Source organism: Paenibacillus sp. 32352, assembly GCF_002042965.1.
In the GTDB taxonomy this organism is placed as follows: domain Bacteria; phylum Bacillota; class Bacilli; order Paenibacillales; family NBRC-103111; genus Paenibacillus_S; species Paenibacillus_S vulneris.
The window spans coordinates 107177-123400 of sequence record NZ_MZNT01000002.1 but is presented as its reverse complement, the minus strand read 5'-3'; the positions used below and the strand labels follow the sequence as shown (position 1 = coordinate 123400).

Below are 16224 nucleotides of genomic sequence, written 5' to 3'. Positions count from 1 at the left end.
TTGTGTCAATGCTATTTTTCGAACTTATGTTTGTACGAACTCCGGTTCTGTGATATAATTTGGTTAATTATTACCAATACTGGAGTGATACTTGATGAGCAAACTATCCAATCGGCAGCTGGCGATATTGGAATTTATTAAGAACGAAGTGAAAGATAAAGGCTATCCTCCATCCGTACGCGAAATTGGAGAAGCCGTTGGACTAGCCTCCAGTTCGACTGTTCACGGACATTTGGAGCGTTTGGAGAAGAAGGGTCTGATCCGCAGAGACCCTACCAAGCCTCGCGCTATTGAAATTACGGACGGCTCATCGACGGAAGGAAGCCAATTCGCTCTTTCCGTTTCCAGGGTACCTTTGATCGGACGCGTAACAGCTGGTGTACCTATTACGGCTACGGAGAACATTGAAGACTACTTCCCTCTGCCTTCGCATTATGTCGGAGATCATAACGTGTTTATGCTCAGCGTAATTGGCGACAGTATGATTGAGGCAGGGATTCATAACGGGGACTACGTCATTGTTCGCCAGCAGCAATCGGCTAATAATGGAGATATCGTCGTTGCCATGACGGAGGATGACGAAGCCACGGTCAAGCGCTTCTTCAAGGAGAAGGATCATATCCGCCTTCAGCCGGAGAATTCCACCATGGAGCCCCTTCGACTCAAGCATGTGACCATTCTTGGCCGTGTTGTAGGCGTATTTCGCGACATTCACTAAGATGATTCCCGAGTATAACGGAAGGAAGCCAAGATGCAGGCGGCACCTGTACCTTGGCTTCTTTTATATTCCTTCTATTTATGCAAACGGCCTGTGACGAACCCGCCGATATGCCGTATAGCCTCCTCACCTTCCGGCAAGATGCCTGCCAATTGCTGAAAAACGCACCACATCTGATCCCAAACCTCAAACGTGACATTAACCCCGGAAGCCCTTGCTTTGTCTGCCAATCGGGCACATTCGTCGAGCAGCACCTCTTGATCCCCTACTTGAATAAGTAAGGGAGGCAGCCCTTGCAGATTCTGGTTTAATGGCGACATTAACGGCGGCTTTGGCGATAAGGAGCCCAAATAATACTCCGCACACAACCTGGAGCTTTCCAGGCTACCTAGCGGGTCCGAGCTCGCATGGCTGATATAGGATTCACTATCAAAGTATATGAAGTCCGTATGGGGTGACAGCAGGAAAGCTCCAGCCGGCAGCGGGTCTCCTGCATCACGTAAAGTCAATAAAGTCATCAATGCCAGGCAGCCGCCGACAGAGTCTCCCCCAAGCATGATTTGCTTGCTGGGTATTCCCTGCTGCATCAGCCAACGGTAGGCTGCTAAACAATCTTCATTAGCTGCAGGATAACGATGCTCGGGAGCAAGACGGTACTCAATGACAAGCACTCGGGTACGGCTCTGTTCGGAGATTCGGGCCGCCAGATCCCTATGGGTATCGCAAGAGCCCGAGATAAACGCGCCGCCATGAAAGTACAAGATGGCGTCATTACCATCTTCGGCCGCCTCTCCGGCCAAAACCCATTCCCCTTGGATATGGCCGACCATAACTCGTTCCGTCTTCACACCAGATAGCTTGGGCAGCGCTTGAACTGCCTCCCTTTCCTCCGAGCGAATTTGTTCTACGGTTTTTCGGGTAAAGGTAAACGATTGCCTGAGATGCTGCTTAATGGCCGCCAGAGTTTCCTTGCTGGATGATTTCATGTCATTTCCTCCCACGTTTTAGTACTGAATATTCAGTATTAATAAATAAAAAAATTACTGATGATCCTTATGGTAAGCTCCATGTGAAGACATGAAAATGGAAAGGAATAATTCATCAAACCGCTTCTTCTCAATATCAAAATAACGAATCCACGATTCCGAATAGCATAAATACGCGAACAGAGGGATAATCCCCGTAAAAAATTCCGCGATCCGTCTTTCGTCAGGATCATACGCTTGATCTGTCTCGGCAAGACCCATCCGGGATTGCTCAGCCTGGATCATCGTTTCCACTACTTTATAGATGACCGGCTGTTCGTTGGATTTCTTGAGCGAATCGATAAACATGATACGGATCACATCGGAATTTTGTACCGCAAACTCCCTATAAATCGTCTGCAGCCTGCTTTGCATAGTGTTTGCTTTAGAATCATGAGTATCGGTCTTCGCTATCTGAAGCAGCTCACGATATTCCCGGATGAAATCCTCGTACAACACTTCCAGTATTTGGTCTTTGCTATTAAAATGGTAGTAAATCAAGGATTTGGGAACATGCGCTTCCTCCGCTATTTGATCGATCCTGGCTCCTTCAAAGCTTTTCTCTGCAAATACCCGGGTGGCGGCTTGTAAAATCCGTTTCCTCGCATCGGGTGTATTCGTTCGTGTCATTTGCTCACCCTCATTTAGTACTGATTGTTCAGTACTAGTATATAACTTTATTTTCCATTTGTAAATATATGGTTTGAAATCATGTTGCTGCGAATCGCCTCTGCGCGCCAGCACACCATAAAAGCCCGGAACCAGAAGGTCCCGGGCCATAGCGAATACTCAGCGAGATTTATCTTAGCTTAGTATAGCGTCAAATACTGCTCCCGCTCCCAAGCATGCACTTGAGTACGATAAATATCCCATTCAATCTCTTTCAATTCTACAAAATGGGCCAGTGCGTGATCGCCTAGGGCATCACAGATGACATCATCCCGAAGCAGCTCATCCAGAGCCTGCTTCAAATCAACTGGAAGGCTAGGAATGCCCTGCTCCTCGCGTTCCTCTTCGGACATGACATAAATGTTGCGGTCTGTCGGAGGAGGAAGCTGCATTTTGTTCTTAATACCGTCCAAACCGGCTCTAAGCATGACAGCTAGCGCCAAATACGGGTTGGCAGCAGGGTCCGGATTACGCACCTCCACGCGAGTGCTTAAGCCGCGGGAAGCCGGAATACGGATCATCGGGCTGCGGTTGCTTGCGGACCATGCTACATAGCAAGGAGCTTCATATCCGGGCACAAGACGCTTATAAGAGTTCACCGTAGGATTCGTGATGGCCGCAAAGGCGCGAGCGTGATGCAAAATGCCTGCCATGTAATGTCGGGCTTCAGCACTTAAACCCAGTCTATCGCTCTCATCGTAGAACACATTTCTTTTGCCGTTAAACAGCGATTGATGGCAGTGCATACCCGAGCCATTGACGCCGAACAGCGGCTTCGGCATAAAGCTGGCGTGCAAACCATGCTGTCTTGCTACCGTCTTAACAACCAGCTTGAAGGTTTGAATCTGATCCGCCGCTTTAATAGCATCGGCATATTTAAAGTCGATTTCGTGCTGGCCTGGAGCCACTTCATGGTGGGAGGCTTCAATTTCAAAGCCCATTTCCTCCAAGGTCAATACGATCTCGCGGCGGCAGTTTTCACCCAGGTCCATTGGAGCCAGGTCAAAATATCCGCCTTGATCGTTCAATTCCATGGTCGGATTGCCGTTATCGTCGGTTTTGAACAGGAAAAATTCCGGCTCAGGTCCTACATTCATTGCAGTGTAGCCCATTTCCTCGGCTTCCTTCAGCGCAGCCTTTAGAATACCGCGAGGGTCTCCAGGGAACGGCCGGCCATCCGGCAAATAAATATCGCAAATCAAGCGGGCGACCCGGTCTTCCGTTACCCATGGGAAAATGACCCATGTGCTTAGATCCGGATACAAGTACATGTCGGATTCCTCGATACGAACATAGCCTTCGATAGAGGAGCCGTCGAACATCATTTTATTGTCCAATGCTTTCTCAAGCTGGCTTACCGGAATCTCCACATTCTTGATCGTCCCCAGCAAATCAGTAAATTGCAAGCGGATAAACCGAACGTTTTCTTCCTTTGCTATGCGCAAAATATCCTCTTTTGTGTATGTTTTCTCAGTCACGGTCCATTTCTCCTCCTTGAGATTATGTAAACTAACAGAGCATGTTCGTAAGACGAACTCTTACACAATCGGAACATGCTCTAGAGAAGCTTTTATTTCTTGAAGAAGCGCGATAGCTCGCCTTGGATCAAGGATACTTGACCCGGCCGCTTGCCGCCGCCTAACAACTGCTGCTTCAGCATACGGTGCAGCTGAGTATCCGTTAATTCTCTTCGCTTCACTTCGGACTGTTCGTTCAGTACAGTTGCTTCCTCCGAATCCTTGGAGACAGGCAGGAGCACTTGCTTAATGCCAGCAATGTTGACCCCTTTTTCGATCAAGTCCTTGATTTCCAATAAACGCTCTACATCATTAAAGGAATATAGCCGCTGGTTGCCTCCGGTTCTTGCCGGAATGACAAGCTCATGCTGTTCATAATACCGGATCTGCCTAGCGGTCAGATCGGTCAATTTCATTACGATTCCAATCGGAAAAAGCGCCATATTACGGCGAATATCATCACTCATGACCTGTTCACCCCTGTAATCTAAAAACCTAGCTTCATTGTAACCTCACTACATAAATGTGTCAAGTTATGTTAGGTTTATGAAATGTGTCAGCATTAATTACAGTAGGCCGCGGTCTATCATATTTTGCAATGCGGTAAGCACACCCAGCTTGCAGTGGGAATAGGTTAGCCCGCCCTGCATGTAGGCAATATAAGGCTCGCGGATAGGCGCATCGGCAGACAGCTCCAGGCTGCCCCCTTGAATGAAGGTGCCTGCAGCCATGATGACCGGGTGCTCATAGCCTGGCATATCCCAAGGCTCCGGAACGACATGCGCATCCACGGCGGCCGCCTGCTGAATCCCTTGTACGAAGGCAATCAGGTGCCGATCGCTTGTAAATTGAATCGCTTGAATCAAATCGGTTCTAGGATCATTCCAGTGAGGATGCGTGGTAAAACCAAGCTGTTCAAACACGGCTGCCGCAAAGATCGACCCCTTCACGGCCTGTCCGACCAAATGGGGCGCCAGAAAGAAGCCCTGGTACATACTGCGAATCGTTCCCAGCATAGCTCCAACCTCGCCGCCAATACCCGGAGCCGTCAATCGGTAGGAAGCCAGCTCTACGTATTCGCTTTTACCGGCGATATATCCTCCCGTAGCGGCAAGACCTCCGCCGGGATTTTTGATCAACGAGCCCGCCATCAGATCTACACCCACTTGAGTTGGCTCCATCAGCTCGGTAAACTCGCCATAGCAATTATCTACGAATACGATTACGTCCGGTTTCAGCTGCTTGACAAAACGCACCATCTCACCGATTTGCTGCACCGTAAAAGACGGTCTCCACGAATAGCCGCGGGACCGTTGAATGCCGATCACTTTCGTTTGTTCTGTAACCCGTGTACGGATTTCATCATAATTAGGCGAGCCGTCCTCTAGAAGCGCCACTTCACCATATGCAATGCCCCAATCCTGCAAGGAGCCTTTCCCGTCGCCAGGATTCCCAATCACTTTATGCAGAGTATCGTAAGGACGGCCCGTAATCATCAGAAGCTCGTCCCCCGGTCTTAGAACTCCGAACAGCGCCGTTCCTATCGTATGAGTCCCGGACACAAAATGCGGCCGCACCAAGGCGGCCTCCGCTCCAAACACCTCCGCATAGACCAAATCCAGCACTTCGCGCCCGCGATCATTATAACCATACCCCGTAGAACCGGAGAAATGGTAATCACTGACCTTATGGTTTTGGAAGGCGCGAATTACTTTCCACTGATTTTGATCCACAATACGGTCGATTTCTTTGACCTTCTCTTCAATAACCTGCTCGGCACGCTCCATCCATGCCGTAATGCGTTCGTTAAACATGCTCCGAATTCTCTCCCTCATTCTGTGCCTGATCCATGGCGTATGCAGCCAATAAATACCCCAGCTTATCATATTCTTTATTGTTCACTCTTACCTGCAGCAGCATGTCGCCGCCATCTACCTCATTCTCCAGCACTTCGCCTACACGATAGACCAGAGAGATCATGTCGCCTTTTTCCGCAGGGATACGGAACGTCTTGCATTCTCCCATAAGCCGCGCTTCAATCAGCTCGCCGATCCGCTGCAAATCTTCCTCACGGTAAGCGGAAATCCGCAAAAATTCCCCTTCCGTCGTCAGCATCTCCACCTGTTCCGGTGTACATAAATCCACTTTGTTGAACAGGGTGATCCGTTCCTTGCCGTGAGCGCCAAGCTCTCTTAGAACCTGATCCACGACCTTCATTTGAGTATCCATCATTTCCGAGGAAGCATCCACGACATGAAGAATCAGATCGGCTTCGCAGGCCTCTTCCAGAGTCGCGCGGAATGCGGCTACAAGATCATGCGGCAAATTTTGAATAAACCCTACCGTATCCGTCAGCACGATTTCTTTGCCTCCCGGCAGCTCGAAAGTGCGTGAGGTCGGGTCCAAGGTAGCAAAAAGCTGATTCTCCACATATACATCAGCTTGAGTCAGCTGCTTTAACAGCGTGGATTTCCCCGCGTTGGTATAGCCTACCAGAGCTACCTGAAAAACTCCCGTCTTCTTACGGCGCTCTCTGTGCAAGGTCCGGTGCCGTACAACCTCCTGCAGCTGCTGCTTCAGCTCGCTGATCCGGTTGCGGATATGACGGCGGTCCGTCTCCAGCTTCGTTTCCCCCGGTCCTCTCGTACCAATACCGCCGCCAAGCCGGGACAGGTTGGCGCCCTGTCCGGAAAGCCGCGGCAGCAAATAGCTGAGCTGTGCAAGCTCCACCTGAATAATGCCTTCCCGCGTTTTGGCCCGGCCGGCGAAAATATCAAGAATCAGCTGGGTGCGGTCGATGATCTTAACGTCGAGAAACTGCTCCAGATTGCGGACCTGCGCGCCGGAGAGCTCCTGATCGAAGATCGCCGTGTTCGCATTATGTTCATCCAATAGCTGCTTCAGCTCCTCGGCCTTTCCTTTCCCGATGAACCATTTGGTATCCACCGTCTCGCGGTTCTGCGACAATGTATCAAGGACAATCACTCCGGCCGTCTCCGCAAGACTCACCAGTTCATTCAAGGAATATTCGGGTGAATAGGCCTCCTGCCTTTTCAAATCCGGAGTAACAAGGCTGACTAATACAGCTCTCTCTTGCTCGTGTTCAATCGTATGTGTTGTTGGTTTCATATAAATTTATAGTTCTCCTTTGCAGGTTTTCGCTCCAGCTTAACATCTTCAGGTCGTATCGTCATCAGATCCTGCTTGCTTGGCTGCTGCGTATGCTGATTCAGCAATCGAACCGCATGATTTCGCATGGCTTTTTCAATCAGGTTGCGAACATACCTCGCGTTGCTGAACGCCACTTCGCTATCGCTCTGCTGCTTCTCATTGACGATTTGCTGACGTATTTTCATTTCAGTCTGAGGGGTCAGCGCATACTCTCTTTCCTTCACCATCATCTCTGCAATCTGCATCAGCTGATCCACCGTGTAATCCGGAAAATCCAACTGGATGGGGAATCGGGACGGGAGTCCTGGATTTGTTTGCAAAAATTGCTCCATTTCCACCGAGTACCCCGCCAGTATGAGAATAAACTGGTTTTTATGATCCTCCATTGCTTTGACCAGCGTATCTATCGCTTCCTTGCCAAAATCCTTTTCTCCACCGCGTGCCAAGCTGTAGGCTTCGTCAATAAATAGAACGCCTCCCAGCGCTTTCTTGACCAATTCTCTAGTTTTCAAGGCTGTATGCCCTATGTATTCGCCTACCAGATCGGCGCGTTCCACCTCAATCAGATGCCCTTTGTTCAGCACACCCATAGTTTGCAGCAGCTTGGCGATAATACGCGCAACCGTCGTCTTGCCGGTTCCCGGGTTCCCCTTGAATATCATATGATACACCTGGCTATTGGCCATGAGCCCGACTTCAGCCCGAAAACCCGCAATGCGCAGCAGCGCATAAATCTCGAAGACGAGCTCCTTTACGTTGTCCAAACCGACCATCCGATCGAGCTCCTTCATGATCTCCCCGAACTGCCCTTGCTGGGACAGCGGTTTGCCATGAAAGTGAGGCTCTGACTCGGCGCTCATACTTACCGGTTCAGGATTACGCAATACCACATTGATTTGATGGGCATTCTTCGTAATCTGGATCTGATCCGTCGGTACGACACGTCCACTCATGCGTATCACCTCTTTACTTGGTGTTAGCAGTATACGCAGAAGCCCAGGTGAATGTGCCCATTTTCTTTTCTTATTGTAAGGCCAATTTGCAAAAATTCAAAATCCGGCCGGAAAGCGGACCGTTTCCTTCATGGGGTCCCTCCCCCTCTCCTAAGCATGGGAGCGTTTCTGATTCTGATTATAAAACAAACCGCCTGATCTTTTGTGGTAGAAAATCGTTACTACCCAAATAATCTCAGAACTATCGTCGGGACGATTCTAGTCCCATACCCGCTGCAGCTCTTCTAACTGACGATGCCGGAAGGTTAACCGAAACACATCAGGATTCGATAGCTGCTTCCATTGCTCAAACCCTATCCGGCTATCATAGTAGTTTAATAAGATCGCAATAAGATTGCCGTGCGAGGCAACCGCATAGGTGCTGTACCCCAGCTCAAGCAGCCCGATTATAGCCTCAACCGCACGTCCCGCAGCCTCTCTATTGGATTCCCCTCCGGGAAAGCATAAATCCGGTTCCTCAAAGGTGCGTGCCAGGCACTGCAGCCAATCCTCCCTGTTCTCTTCGCTTAGCTTCCTTTCGGAGAATCTCACATCCGTCATCAGAGGTTTATTCATTTTTTCTGCATAAGGCTTCACGCTTTGAACTGCTCTGGTAAAGGGACTCGACGCTACATATTGGATAGGATACGCTGCAAGCCAAGCGGATAACCGTTCAGCTTGAAGAACGCCCTCTGCTGTCAACGGAGCATCGTACGCCTGCCCTTCCGCTTTGCAGTGCCGAATCAAAAAAATGGTTTGCTTGTCACTGTGATGTCCCATTTGCTGCATGTCCTCCGAATCGTAAGACATCATCCTGCTCCCTCCTTTGGGATAAAAATGCAGTTTGCGCGGTAATCAGGCTTACCGATACACTGTATTCAAGAAAATAATTTAATAGTTAATGATGTAAATAATTTAATAGTTAATGATGTAAATAATTAACACCATTCACAATCTGAAAAGAAACTGGTTGCTCTTGAAATCCATGATCCATATTATACCATACCCCGCGTAACAGGGATTCTCATTTTGAAGCTTCGACTCTCCAATATCTAATTGACTTACACGCTGATACAAGTGTATATTTATACATAATTTTGTGTTTTTATTCTATATTACACTAACCAAGGAGGGATATCTTGAACAAGACGGAACGACAAAGCCTCATAGCTTCCTTAGAACGTTTGGCTGTTCACACCTGGCCTGCTCTAACCGCTCATCCTTATGCAGACTGGCTAGTCCGTGTCTCCGAGGGTACGACCAAAAGAGCCAATAGCGTATGGACATCAACCTTTGGGACCATCCCCAACAATCCAGCATGGCTCGAAGAGGTTCGAAATTTTTATATTCAACAAGACTTACCGCTAATTATCCAGATTAGTGAAGCTTCTCCGGACGGGCTGGATTCACTGCTGGAAGGTCTTTCCTTTGTCAAAGAGGGCGAGAGCGCCGTCATGATTGCCGATATAGAACAAATGATGGAACTTACTTCTCCTGCAAAAGAGCTCCCGCTCCAATATACCGTTCAAGATGAACATAACCGGATATGGCTGACCGATTTTTTGGAAGCAGAGGATTACGGTGCTCATACATACGCCTTCTATAATCGGGTTTTAGCCGGAATCCAGTCCCCCAAAGGATTCGTCAGCATGCACCGTGACCAGCGTACTGCTGCCTTAGGCACATCCGTAATTCAAGGCGATTGGGCGGCTCTCCTCAACGTAGTCGTTCACCCTTCCATGCGCAGACAAGGCCTAGGCCGTTCCCTGCTCCATCAGTTAGCATGCTGGAGCCTGGACCAAGGGGCTGTCCGCATGTATTTGCAAGTGGTCGAGAGCAACACGGCCGCAGTCCGGCTGTACCAAAGCGCTGGCTTCCGTCCACTGTACAAGTATCATTACCGGCGAGAAATCCTTGCCTAGCATGCGAGACCTCGTCGAGATAATCCTTTAAAAGAAAATTTATACAACGTCGGAGTAACCCCCGAATAATATGTCTAGAAATAAGAAGAGCCGATGAACCCCGCTTTGATAGCGGAAGAATCCATCGGCTTTGACTCCAATCCTATCCGGATAAGTAGCTTATCCAATTCCCACTTGGTCCAGGCTAACGTCTCTCGGCTTTTGTACCAATACATCATCAGAACCTTGCTATCCACTGGGGAGGCTTCAAACTGTTCATACCCAAGAAATGCAGCGATATCCATGGCCCGAACGGCATGGTACCTGTGGGTTATAATCACGGCGGAAGTCCAGCCCTGCTGCTTGAGCAGCTGTTGACAAAACAATAAATTTTCATAAGTGCTGGTAGATTGAGTCTCCATGGTGATCACGCCAGCTGGAATACCTTGTGTGAGCAAATAATTCCTCATTCCTTCGGCTTCCGTAAGCTTGGAGTAGACAGAATCCAGACCGCCCGAGACGATAATTCGGGGAATACGGCCGGACCGGTACAGCTCCACCGCTCTGTCAAGTCTTTCCTTCAAAGCCGGGCTGGGCGTGTCCTTCCATAATGCCGCGCCAAGCACGATGCCTACATCGCCGCGCGCCTGCGGGTTATCGGGGAATGACTCCATTTTCCAAAGTAAAAACACAGCCCATGCCAGCCCGAGAATACACAAGGCAAGCAGCAAACGAAGCAACCGGCTTAGGATGATAATCCATCTTGAAAATATACTGGTCTTCTTCTTTCCCTTTAACCGCACTATGTCCACACCTTCATCCGCTCCGCCAATGTGCCTGTAAACAGCTCCAGCTCTATGCCATCGGGATCGAGGAAATTGATGCTCCAGCCTCCGCCCCGGCAGATTGGTCCTCTGACGATAGGGACACCTTCTTCTTGCAATCTCACGACTGCAGCAGGAAAATCAGCCTCTGCAATAGAAAATGCCAGATGATCCATGCCGCTTGTACATGACTTTGCTCCCGATGGATCATTCGGACGCTGCAGCAAGCATATCCAGGCAGTCCCCCATTCCAAATAAACGTCGCTTAGTCCCCGGTGGACCAGCTTCATTCCCAGGACATCCAGGTAGAACGGCAGAGACTGCGCAAGATCGTTCACTTTCAGCGTAACATGATTGAACCCCGTTACGGGAATCATAGAACACGCTCCCGTCGGGCAGAATCCTCGGAGGCTTGCATCAATGCGACAGCCGTTTCTTCCAGGTAGGACCTCATCGTCAGCTTGTTCAGCCAATCGGGAGGAATGGCACGGACCCCATAATAGGCGCCTGCCAGCTGCCCGTAGATGGCTCCTGTGGTATCCGCATCGTCCCCTAGATTTACGGCCATGAGGCAGCCGTCCTCAAAGCTGCTGCTGCGATAAAACGCCCACAATGCCGCCTCCAGTGAATCGATAACATAACCCGTTCCTTTAATTTCCCGAGGCTGCTTGGATTTAAAGGAGCCGTTGGCGACCTGATCGACTTCCGGCACCAAACTACGCTGCTCCCAGTAACCCTCTACCGGTGAAAAACCGGCCGATAGCAGCTCTTCCTTATTCCTGCCCTGCAGAGCCCCAACAATGAGCCCGCCGAAGTAGCGGCATGCATCTACGGACAGAACCGTCCCGTGCGTAGTCAGGGAGCTGTCTCCGGAACGGATTAGCGCTTCCTCCGGATGACTGGCAAAAAACATTGGAACCGGAGCCAAGCGCATCAATGCCCCGTTCCCTGCCGCCATCCGCTTGATCGAGCCGCTGAAGGGCTCCAGCGTCTCCTCATACCGCTCCAATGCTGCTCTCACCGTATTCCCGATATCAAAGCAGGTCCCGGTGGAGCTTAAGTACCCCTCCCTGTACCAGCGAACGTAGCGCTCCATTTGATCCGCCGGATGAAACATCCGGCAGTGGAGCAGGCTTTCCGCCAAGCATAAAGCCATGGAAGTATCATCCGTCCACTGTCCTGCCTCCAATTGAAACAGGCCTCCTCCGATCATGTCGGTTATAGCCTCGAAGCTGCCGGGCGGACGAAACTCAAGTGTCGTACCTAAGGCATCCCCGGCGGCCAGTCCAAGCAAGCAGCCTTGATATCTCTCCGATTTGGTTATGAATGATGTCACAGACTTCCTCTCCTTTCGTCCATTGACCCTTCGCTATTGGTGTGCAGGCACGAATCACCGTCAGAAGGAAAACAGCGCGGAACCTCTTCCACGCTGCTCATGTTCATTCCTATGTGTATGCAAGCCGAGGACCGGGTATCATTAAATCCATTGTACAAATCGATCCCGCTCGTTCTTTTAATGTCTTTGTGGTTTACTTTTCGGTAATGTCAATGGACTGTATGGTTACTTTCTCAGTCGGCTTGCTCACTTCTCTTCCGTTCGATTCCACCGGTGTCGCGGCAATTTGTTGTACGACATCCATTCCTTCGGACACTTTTCCGAAGATCGTATAGTTCGGCGTTTTGTTCAGGTTCTTGCTGTCCTCGCCGGTACAAATGAAGAATTGGCTGCCATTCGTATTCGATCCTGCATTCGCCATCGCTACAATTCCCGGCTCATATTGATGACTCGTTTTCAGCTCATCTTCAAATTTATATCCGGGACCTCCGCGCCCTGTACCTTCAGGATCACCTGTTTGAACCATAAATGATTGAATGATGCGGTGAAATACGACATTGTTATAGAAGCCCTCTTTGGATAAGAAGACAAAGTTATTCACGGTTTTAGGCGCTTCTTTGGCAAACAAATCGATTTTGAATGTCCCTTTGGACGTCGTCACCGTAGCTTGATAGGTTTTGTTCTGGTCGATTTTCATTTCAGGTGGAGAAGACCAGCTTTTCTTGGTCTGAGGTTGCGGCGATGCCTGGGTTGCAGGCGGTTGGCTCGCCGTTGGTTGTCCTGCGCTCGTCTTTCCTTGGTCCGGGGCCGGCTTGGTGCCGCAAGCGGACAGCAATAACGCGCATACCACGGCAAGGGAAGCCCATTTAGAAATCTTGGCTGCTAGTGATGCTTTCATGTTCCATCCTTCAACTCCATACATGTGATTTTTATGGACAAGTCCACATCCCCTATTATACTACGACTGGCCAAAAATTAACAAAACCTCCAAGATGGACTCTTGGAGGCTTTGCTCTTGCAGAGCCGTATGAACCGGCTCTGTGGGTACGGCACGCACGGTCAGCGCGTGCCTGTTGCAGCACCGCTCGGCGGCGGCGAAGCCACTGCCGCTTCGGTGCTGCCCTGCGGCGGGGTAGCGCCTTGCGCGCCCGCCCCCGGCGGAGGCGTTACAGGGGCTGTGCCCCCTGCTGCGCCTCCGCTGCCGCTGCCCGTGCCCGGGGCAGCGGTGCTTCCGGCACCGGAGCCTTGCGACCCGGTGCCAGGGGTTGCGCCGGCGCCGGTTCCCCCGGTGCCGCCGGTACTGCCGCCGGGCTTGGGCGTCCCGCCCGGCTGCGGAGTGCCTTGGGATCCGCCAGTGGTTCCTTGGCCGGAGCCCTGGTTCGTGTTCCCGGTATTGCTTCCAGTACCGTGATTGTTCCCTTGCCCTTGGCCTTGGCTTTGACCGTTATTGCCTGTTTGGCCAGGCAATCCGCTGCCGCCGGCAGCTCCGCCGTTCTGCCCTTTGCCATCCGTAGAAGTGCCGGATTGTCCGGGCTTGCCGTTTTGGCCTTGATTTCCATTCTGACCTTGGTTGCCGTTCGGTCCCTGATTCCCATTTTGGCCCTGGTTGCCGTTCGGGCCGTGACCCTGTCCTTGGCCATTCGGCTGTCCTTGACCCAAGCCATCCGCATTGGTATCGCCTGGGACGACTACGGTAGCCACGTTAGATTGCGCGCCAGCGGATCCGCTGTCCGGATTGAGCGGCACCACTACATATTGAAACGTGGTTCCCGGAATGGCAATGTCCTTCACTTGAGTTCCTGGGGTCATCAGCACCGGTTCGGCAGGGAAATCCTTATCCTTATCTTCCTTGCGGAAGATTTGATAGGACACGTTGTCCCCTACGCCGGTCCAGCTCAGCATGACCGACCGGGTATCTTTGTCATACTCCGCCTTCAAATCACCTATAGCTTTAGGCGGCGCACCCAGTTCCGGAACATTATCCGGCTTTTTAAACTGCGTCATCGGCTTATTCGCCAGCGCCTTTTGCATAACTTCCTTGAAGATAACGGCCGGCGCACCGCTGCTCATCGTAACGTAATGCTTCGCGTCTGCTTTATCGAAGCCGATCCATACTGCTGCGCTCCATTCCGGAGTATACCCCGTGAACCACAGGTCACGATTGTATTTCTCGAGCCCTTTGATGACGTTTTGCGTAGATCCGGTTTTCCCGGCCAACGGACGGTTGAATTTAGCTGCCGCCCCTGTACCTCCGGGACCTACTACGCCCTCCATAAGCTGCGTCATATAGTAAGCCGTTTTCGGACTCATGACGGATTTCCGTTCTTGCTTGAATGTATACAGATCTTCGCCCTTATCGTTTTGAATTTTGATAATCGAATGGGTCTTGTTCAAATAGCCGTTGTTAGCAAATGCGGCATACGCCGTTGCCATCTGAACCGGAGTTGCCCCCTTGGTCAATCCACCCAAAGCGATAGCCAAGTTTCGATCCTTCACCGGATCGAGCGGAATGCCCATATTAACGGCAAAATCCATCCCTTTCTTCACGGTGATCTCATTCAGAAGCCATATCGCAGGAGCATTAATGGAAAGCTTAACGGCGTCAAACATCGAGACCTGCCCGCGGTAGACTCCATCGTAATTTCGAGGAGAATAACCGCTATACGACACTTCCTTATCCTGCAACATGCTGTAAGGCGTATATTTGCCGCTTTCAATAGCCGGAGCGTACGCAATAATCGGCTTGATCGAGGATCCCGGCTGTTGAGGTATTGTAGCCCTGTTCAAGCCGCGGGCCACATAATCTCTTCCCCCGATGATACCAACGAGTCCGCCGTCCTCATTATTGACGATGGCCATGGCTCCCTGCATCTTTTGTTCCGGACCGTCCTTCTGGAAAAACTTATCGTTCGCAAAGGTTTGTTCCATAATTTTTTGCGCCGTAGAATCCATAGTCGTATAAATATTGTAACCATTGGTCAGCACATCGTCCTCGGTGAGCCCATACACATCGTTCGCTTCATTCAGCACGTAATCGGTAAAGGCCAAATAGTCATTGCTGTTGTTTGCAGCTGTTTTGGGAGGTACATATTCGACTGCCTCCGCCTGGGCCCGCTCGGCCTCTGTAATATACCCTTGATCCTGCATCAGCTTCAATACGACCGACCGGCGTTCCTTCGACTTTTCCGGATTGGATATAGGATTATAAGTGCTGGGCGCTTTCGGAATAGCCGCCAGAGTCGCCATCTGCCATAATTGCAGCTGATTTAGATCTGAAACGTTAAAATACTTTTTGGCCGCCACTTTCACGCCGAAAGCGCGGTTCCCAAAGAAAATACGGTTTAAATATTTGGTCAAAATTTCATCCTTGCTAAAATTATTCTCAAGCGCAACCGCGATCGACATTTCCGTAGCTTTACGGAAAAACGTTTTGTTACTGGATAAGAACACGTTCTTGGCCAGCTGCTGTGTGATCGTACTGCCGCCCTCGACCGCGCTCCTTGCCACAATGTCCTTCACCAAGGCACGGCCGATCCCCAGGAAATCGATTCCGGAATGCTGACCGAAGCGTCTGTCCTCCGTCGCTATAAAGGCTTCCTTCAACTTGAGGGGAATATCTTCGGGCTGTACAACCTCGCGATTCTCCCTCGACAATGTCGCTATTTCATTTCCGCTAACATCATAGATGTGAGAAGCTTCGTCCATATCCAGCTTGTCGATATTTTCCTTCAGCAGTTTGTCGCCATTAATGATGATAAAAATATAGACGCCCAAAGCGCATATCAGAGCTAATACGGCGGCGATAAACGTAAACATCAAAGCTTTTCCTGCACTAAACTTGCTTTTTTTCTTCTTTTTCTTCGGTTTCCCCGATGGTGGTTTCTTCGCAGCAGTCATCTCTCTCCGTCACCTCTTTTGTCTCTATCAAGCTGGTCTTTGGATGTGGTGAAATAAACATCTATCGAGGTCATTTGAAGATGAGCGACCACGTTTAGATGTAAGTTTATTCGCCAATCCAAATGCCGTTACTTCGCGCTTAGCGCTGTATAGAACTTAGACATTTGGATGTGG

Annotated in this window: 15 protein-coding genes; 2 read left to right on the top strand and 13 right to left on the bottom strand. The window is 50.3% G+C overall.

Annotated elements, in window-relative coordinates:
- Positions 1-94: 94 nt before the first annotated feature.
- Positions 95-718 carry a transcriptional repressor LexA gene (lexA, locus tag B1728_RS04985; RefSeq protein ID WP_079909089.1) on the top strand — a complete coding sequence of 208 codons (624 nt, stop codon included), beginning with the start codon at positions 95-97 and terminating at the stop codon, positions 716-718.
- Positions 719-792: 74 nt separating this feature from the next.
- Here lexA and B1728_RS04980 read toward each other — a convergent pair whose 3' ends face one another.
- From B1728_RS04980 to B1728_RS04945, 8 genes are all read right to left on the bottom strand, one after another.
- Positions 793-1704, bottom strand: a complete 912-nt coding sequence (locus tag B1728_RS04980; protein ID WP_079909088.1) for an alpha/beta hydrolase — start codon at positions 1702-1704, stop codon at positions 793-795.
- Between the two features lie 54 nt (positions 1705-1758).
- Positions 1759-2373: a TetR/AcrR family transcriptional regulator gene (locus B1728_RS04975; protein WP_179135895.1), complete on the bottom strand. Its 615-nt coding sequence runs from the start codon at positions 2371-2373 to the stop codon at positions 1759-1761.
- A gap of 179 nt (positions 2374-2552) precedes the next feature.
- Entirely contained in the window at positions 2553-3890 is a 1338-nt protein-coding gene (gene glnA, locus B1728_RS04970; RefSeq protein WP_079909086.1) for a type I glutamate--ammonia ligase, read from the bottom strand.
- Between the two features lie 92 nt (positions 3891-3982).
- Positions 3983-4396: a MerR family transcriptional regulator gene (locus B1728_RS04965; RefSeq protein ID WP_079909085.1), complete on the bottom strand. Its 414-nt coding sequence runs from the start codon at positions 4394-4396 to the stop codon at positions 3983-3985.
- Positions 4397-4495: 99 nt separating this feature from the next.
- Positions 4496-5743 carry a methionine gamma-lyase family protein gene (locus B1728_RS04960; RefSeq protein ID WP_079909084.1) on the bottom strand — a complete coding sequence of 416 codons (1248 nt, stop codon included), beginning with the start codon at positions 5741-5743 and terminating at the stop codon, positions 4496-4498.
- Positions 5736-7058 carry a GTPase HflX gene (hflX, locus tag B1728_RS04955; RefSeq protein ID WP_079909083.1) on the bottom strand — a complete coding sequence of 441 codons (1323 nt, stop codon included), beginning with the start codon at positions 7056-7058 and terminating at the stop codon, positions 5736-5738. The genes B1728_RS04960 and hflX overlap by 8 nt, the downstream gene beginning before the upstream one ends.
- On the bottom strand, positions 7055-8053 hold the full coding sequence (gene spoVK, locus B1728_RS04950) for a stage V sporulation protein K (RefSeq protein WP_079909082.1): 999 nt from the start codon (positions 8051-8053) through the stop codon (positions 7055-7057). Before spoVK ends, hflX begins: the two co-directional genes overlap by 4 nt.
- Before the next feature lie 258 nt (positions 8054-8311).
- On the bottom strand, positions 8312-8905 hold the full coding sequence (locus B1728_RS04945) for a histidine phosphatase family protein (protein ID WP_079909081.1): 594 nt from the start codon (positions 8903-8905) through the stop codon (positions 8312-8314).
- A gap of 326 nt (positions 8906-9231) precedes the next feature.
- Here B1728_RS04945 and B1728_RS04940 point away from each other — a divergent pair, with 326 nt between their 5' ends.
- Positions 9232-10014: a GNAT family N-acetyltransferase gene (locus tag B1728_RS04940; RefSeq protein WP_079909080.1), complete on the top strand. Its 783-nt coding sequence runs from the start codon at positions 9232-9234 to the stop codon at positions 10012-10014.
- Between the two features lie 74 nt (positions 10015-10088).
- On the opposite strand, the gene B1728_RS04935 is transcribed toward B1728_RS04940, so the two are convergent.
- The 5 genes from B1728_RS04935 to B1728_RS04915 form a co-directional block, all read right to left on the bottom strand.
- A complete protein-coding gene (locus B1728_RS04935) occupies positions 10089-10796 on the bottom strand; it encodes a YdcF family protein (protein ID WP_256865239.1) in 708 nt (235 codons plus the stop codon).
- Entirely contained in the window at positions 10796-11191 is a 396-nt protein-coding gene (locus tag B1728_RS04930; RefSeq protein WP_079909593.1) for a VOC family protein, read from the bottom strand. The genes B1728_RS04935 and B1728_RS04930 overlap by 1 nt, the downstream gene beginning before the upstream one ends.
- Positions 11191-12153, bottom strand: a complete 963-nt coding sequence (locus B1728_RS04925; protein WP_256865238.1) for an ADP-ribosylglycohydrolase family protein — start codon at positions 12151-12153, stop codon at positions 11191-11193. Before B1728_RS04925 ends, B1728_RS04930 begins: the two co-directional genes overlap by 1 nt.
- Before the next feature lie 193 nt (positions 12154-12346).
- Positions 12347-13051, bottom strand: coding sequence for a peptidylprolyl isomerase (locus tag B1728_RS04920; RefSeq protein ID WP_079909591.1), 705 nt, complete (start codon positions 13049-13051; stop codon positions 12347-12349).
- Positions 13052-13212: 161 nt separating this feature from the next.
- Entirely contained in the window at positions 13213-16050 is a 2838-nt protein-coding gene (locus B1728_RS04915) for a transglycosylase domain-containing protein (protein ID WP_079909079.1), read from the bottom strand.
- Positions 16051-16224: the final 174 nt, after the last annotated feature.

What these genes read in the sequence shown, in the direction of transcription:
- B1728_RS04975 (WP_179135895.1), bottom strand. Translation starts at nt 2,373, where the DNA reads ATGACACGAACGAATACACCCGATGCGAGGAAACGGATTTTACAAGCC.
- B1728_RS04945 (WP_079909081.1), bottom strand. Translation starts at nt 8,905, where the DNA reads ATGATGTCTTACGATTCGGAGGACATGCAGCAAATGGGACATCACAGT.
- B1728_RS04960 (WP_079909084.1), bottom strand. Translation starts at nt 5,743, where the DNA reads ATGTTTAACGAACGCATTACGGCATGGATGGAGCGTGCCGAGCAGGTT.
- B1728_RS04980 (WP_079909088.1), bottom strand. Translation starts at nt 1,704, where the DNA reads ATGAAATCATCCAGCAAGGAAACTCTGGCGGCCATTAAGCAGCATCTC.
- spoVK (WP_079909082.1), bottom strand. Translation starts at nt 8,053, where the DNA reads ATGAGTGGACGTGTCGTACCGACGGATCAGATCCAGATTACGAAGAAT.
- hflX (WP_079909083.1), bottom strand. Translation starts at nt 7,058, where the DNA reads ATGAAACCAACAACACATACGATTGAACACGAGCAAGAGAGAGCTGTA.
- lexA (WP_079909089.1), top strand. Translation starts at nt 95, where the DNA reads ATGAGCAAACTATCCAATCGGCAGCTGGCGATATTGGAATTTATTAAG.
- B1728_RS04965 (WP_079909085.1), bottom strand. Translation starts at nt 4,396, where the DNA reads ATGAGTGATGATATTCGCCGTAATATGGCGCTTTTTCCGATTGGAATC.
- B1728_RS04920 (WP_079909591.1), bottom strand. Translation starts at nt 13,051, where the DNA reads ATGAAAGCATCACTAGCAGCCAAGATTTCTAAATGGGCTTCCCTTGCC.
- B1728_RS04915 (WP_079909079.1), bottom strand. Translation starts at nt 16,050, where the DNA reads ATGACTGCTGCGAAGAAACCACCATCGGGGAAACCGAAGAAAAAGAAG.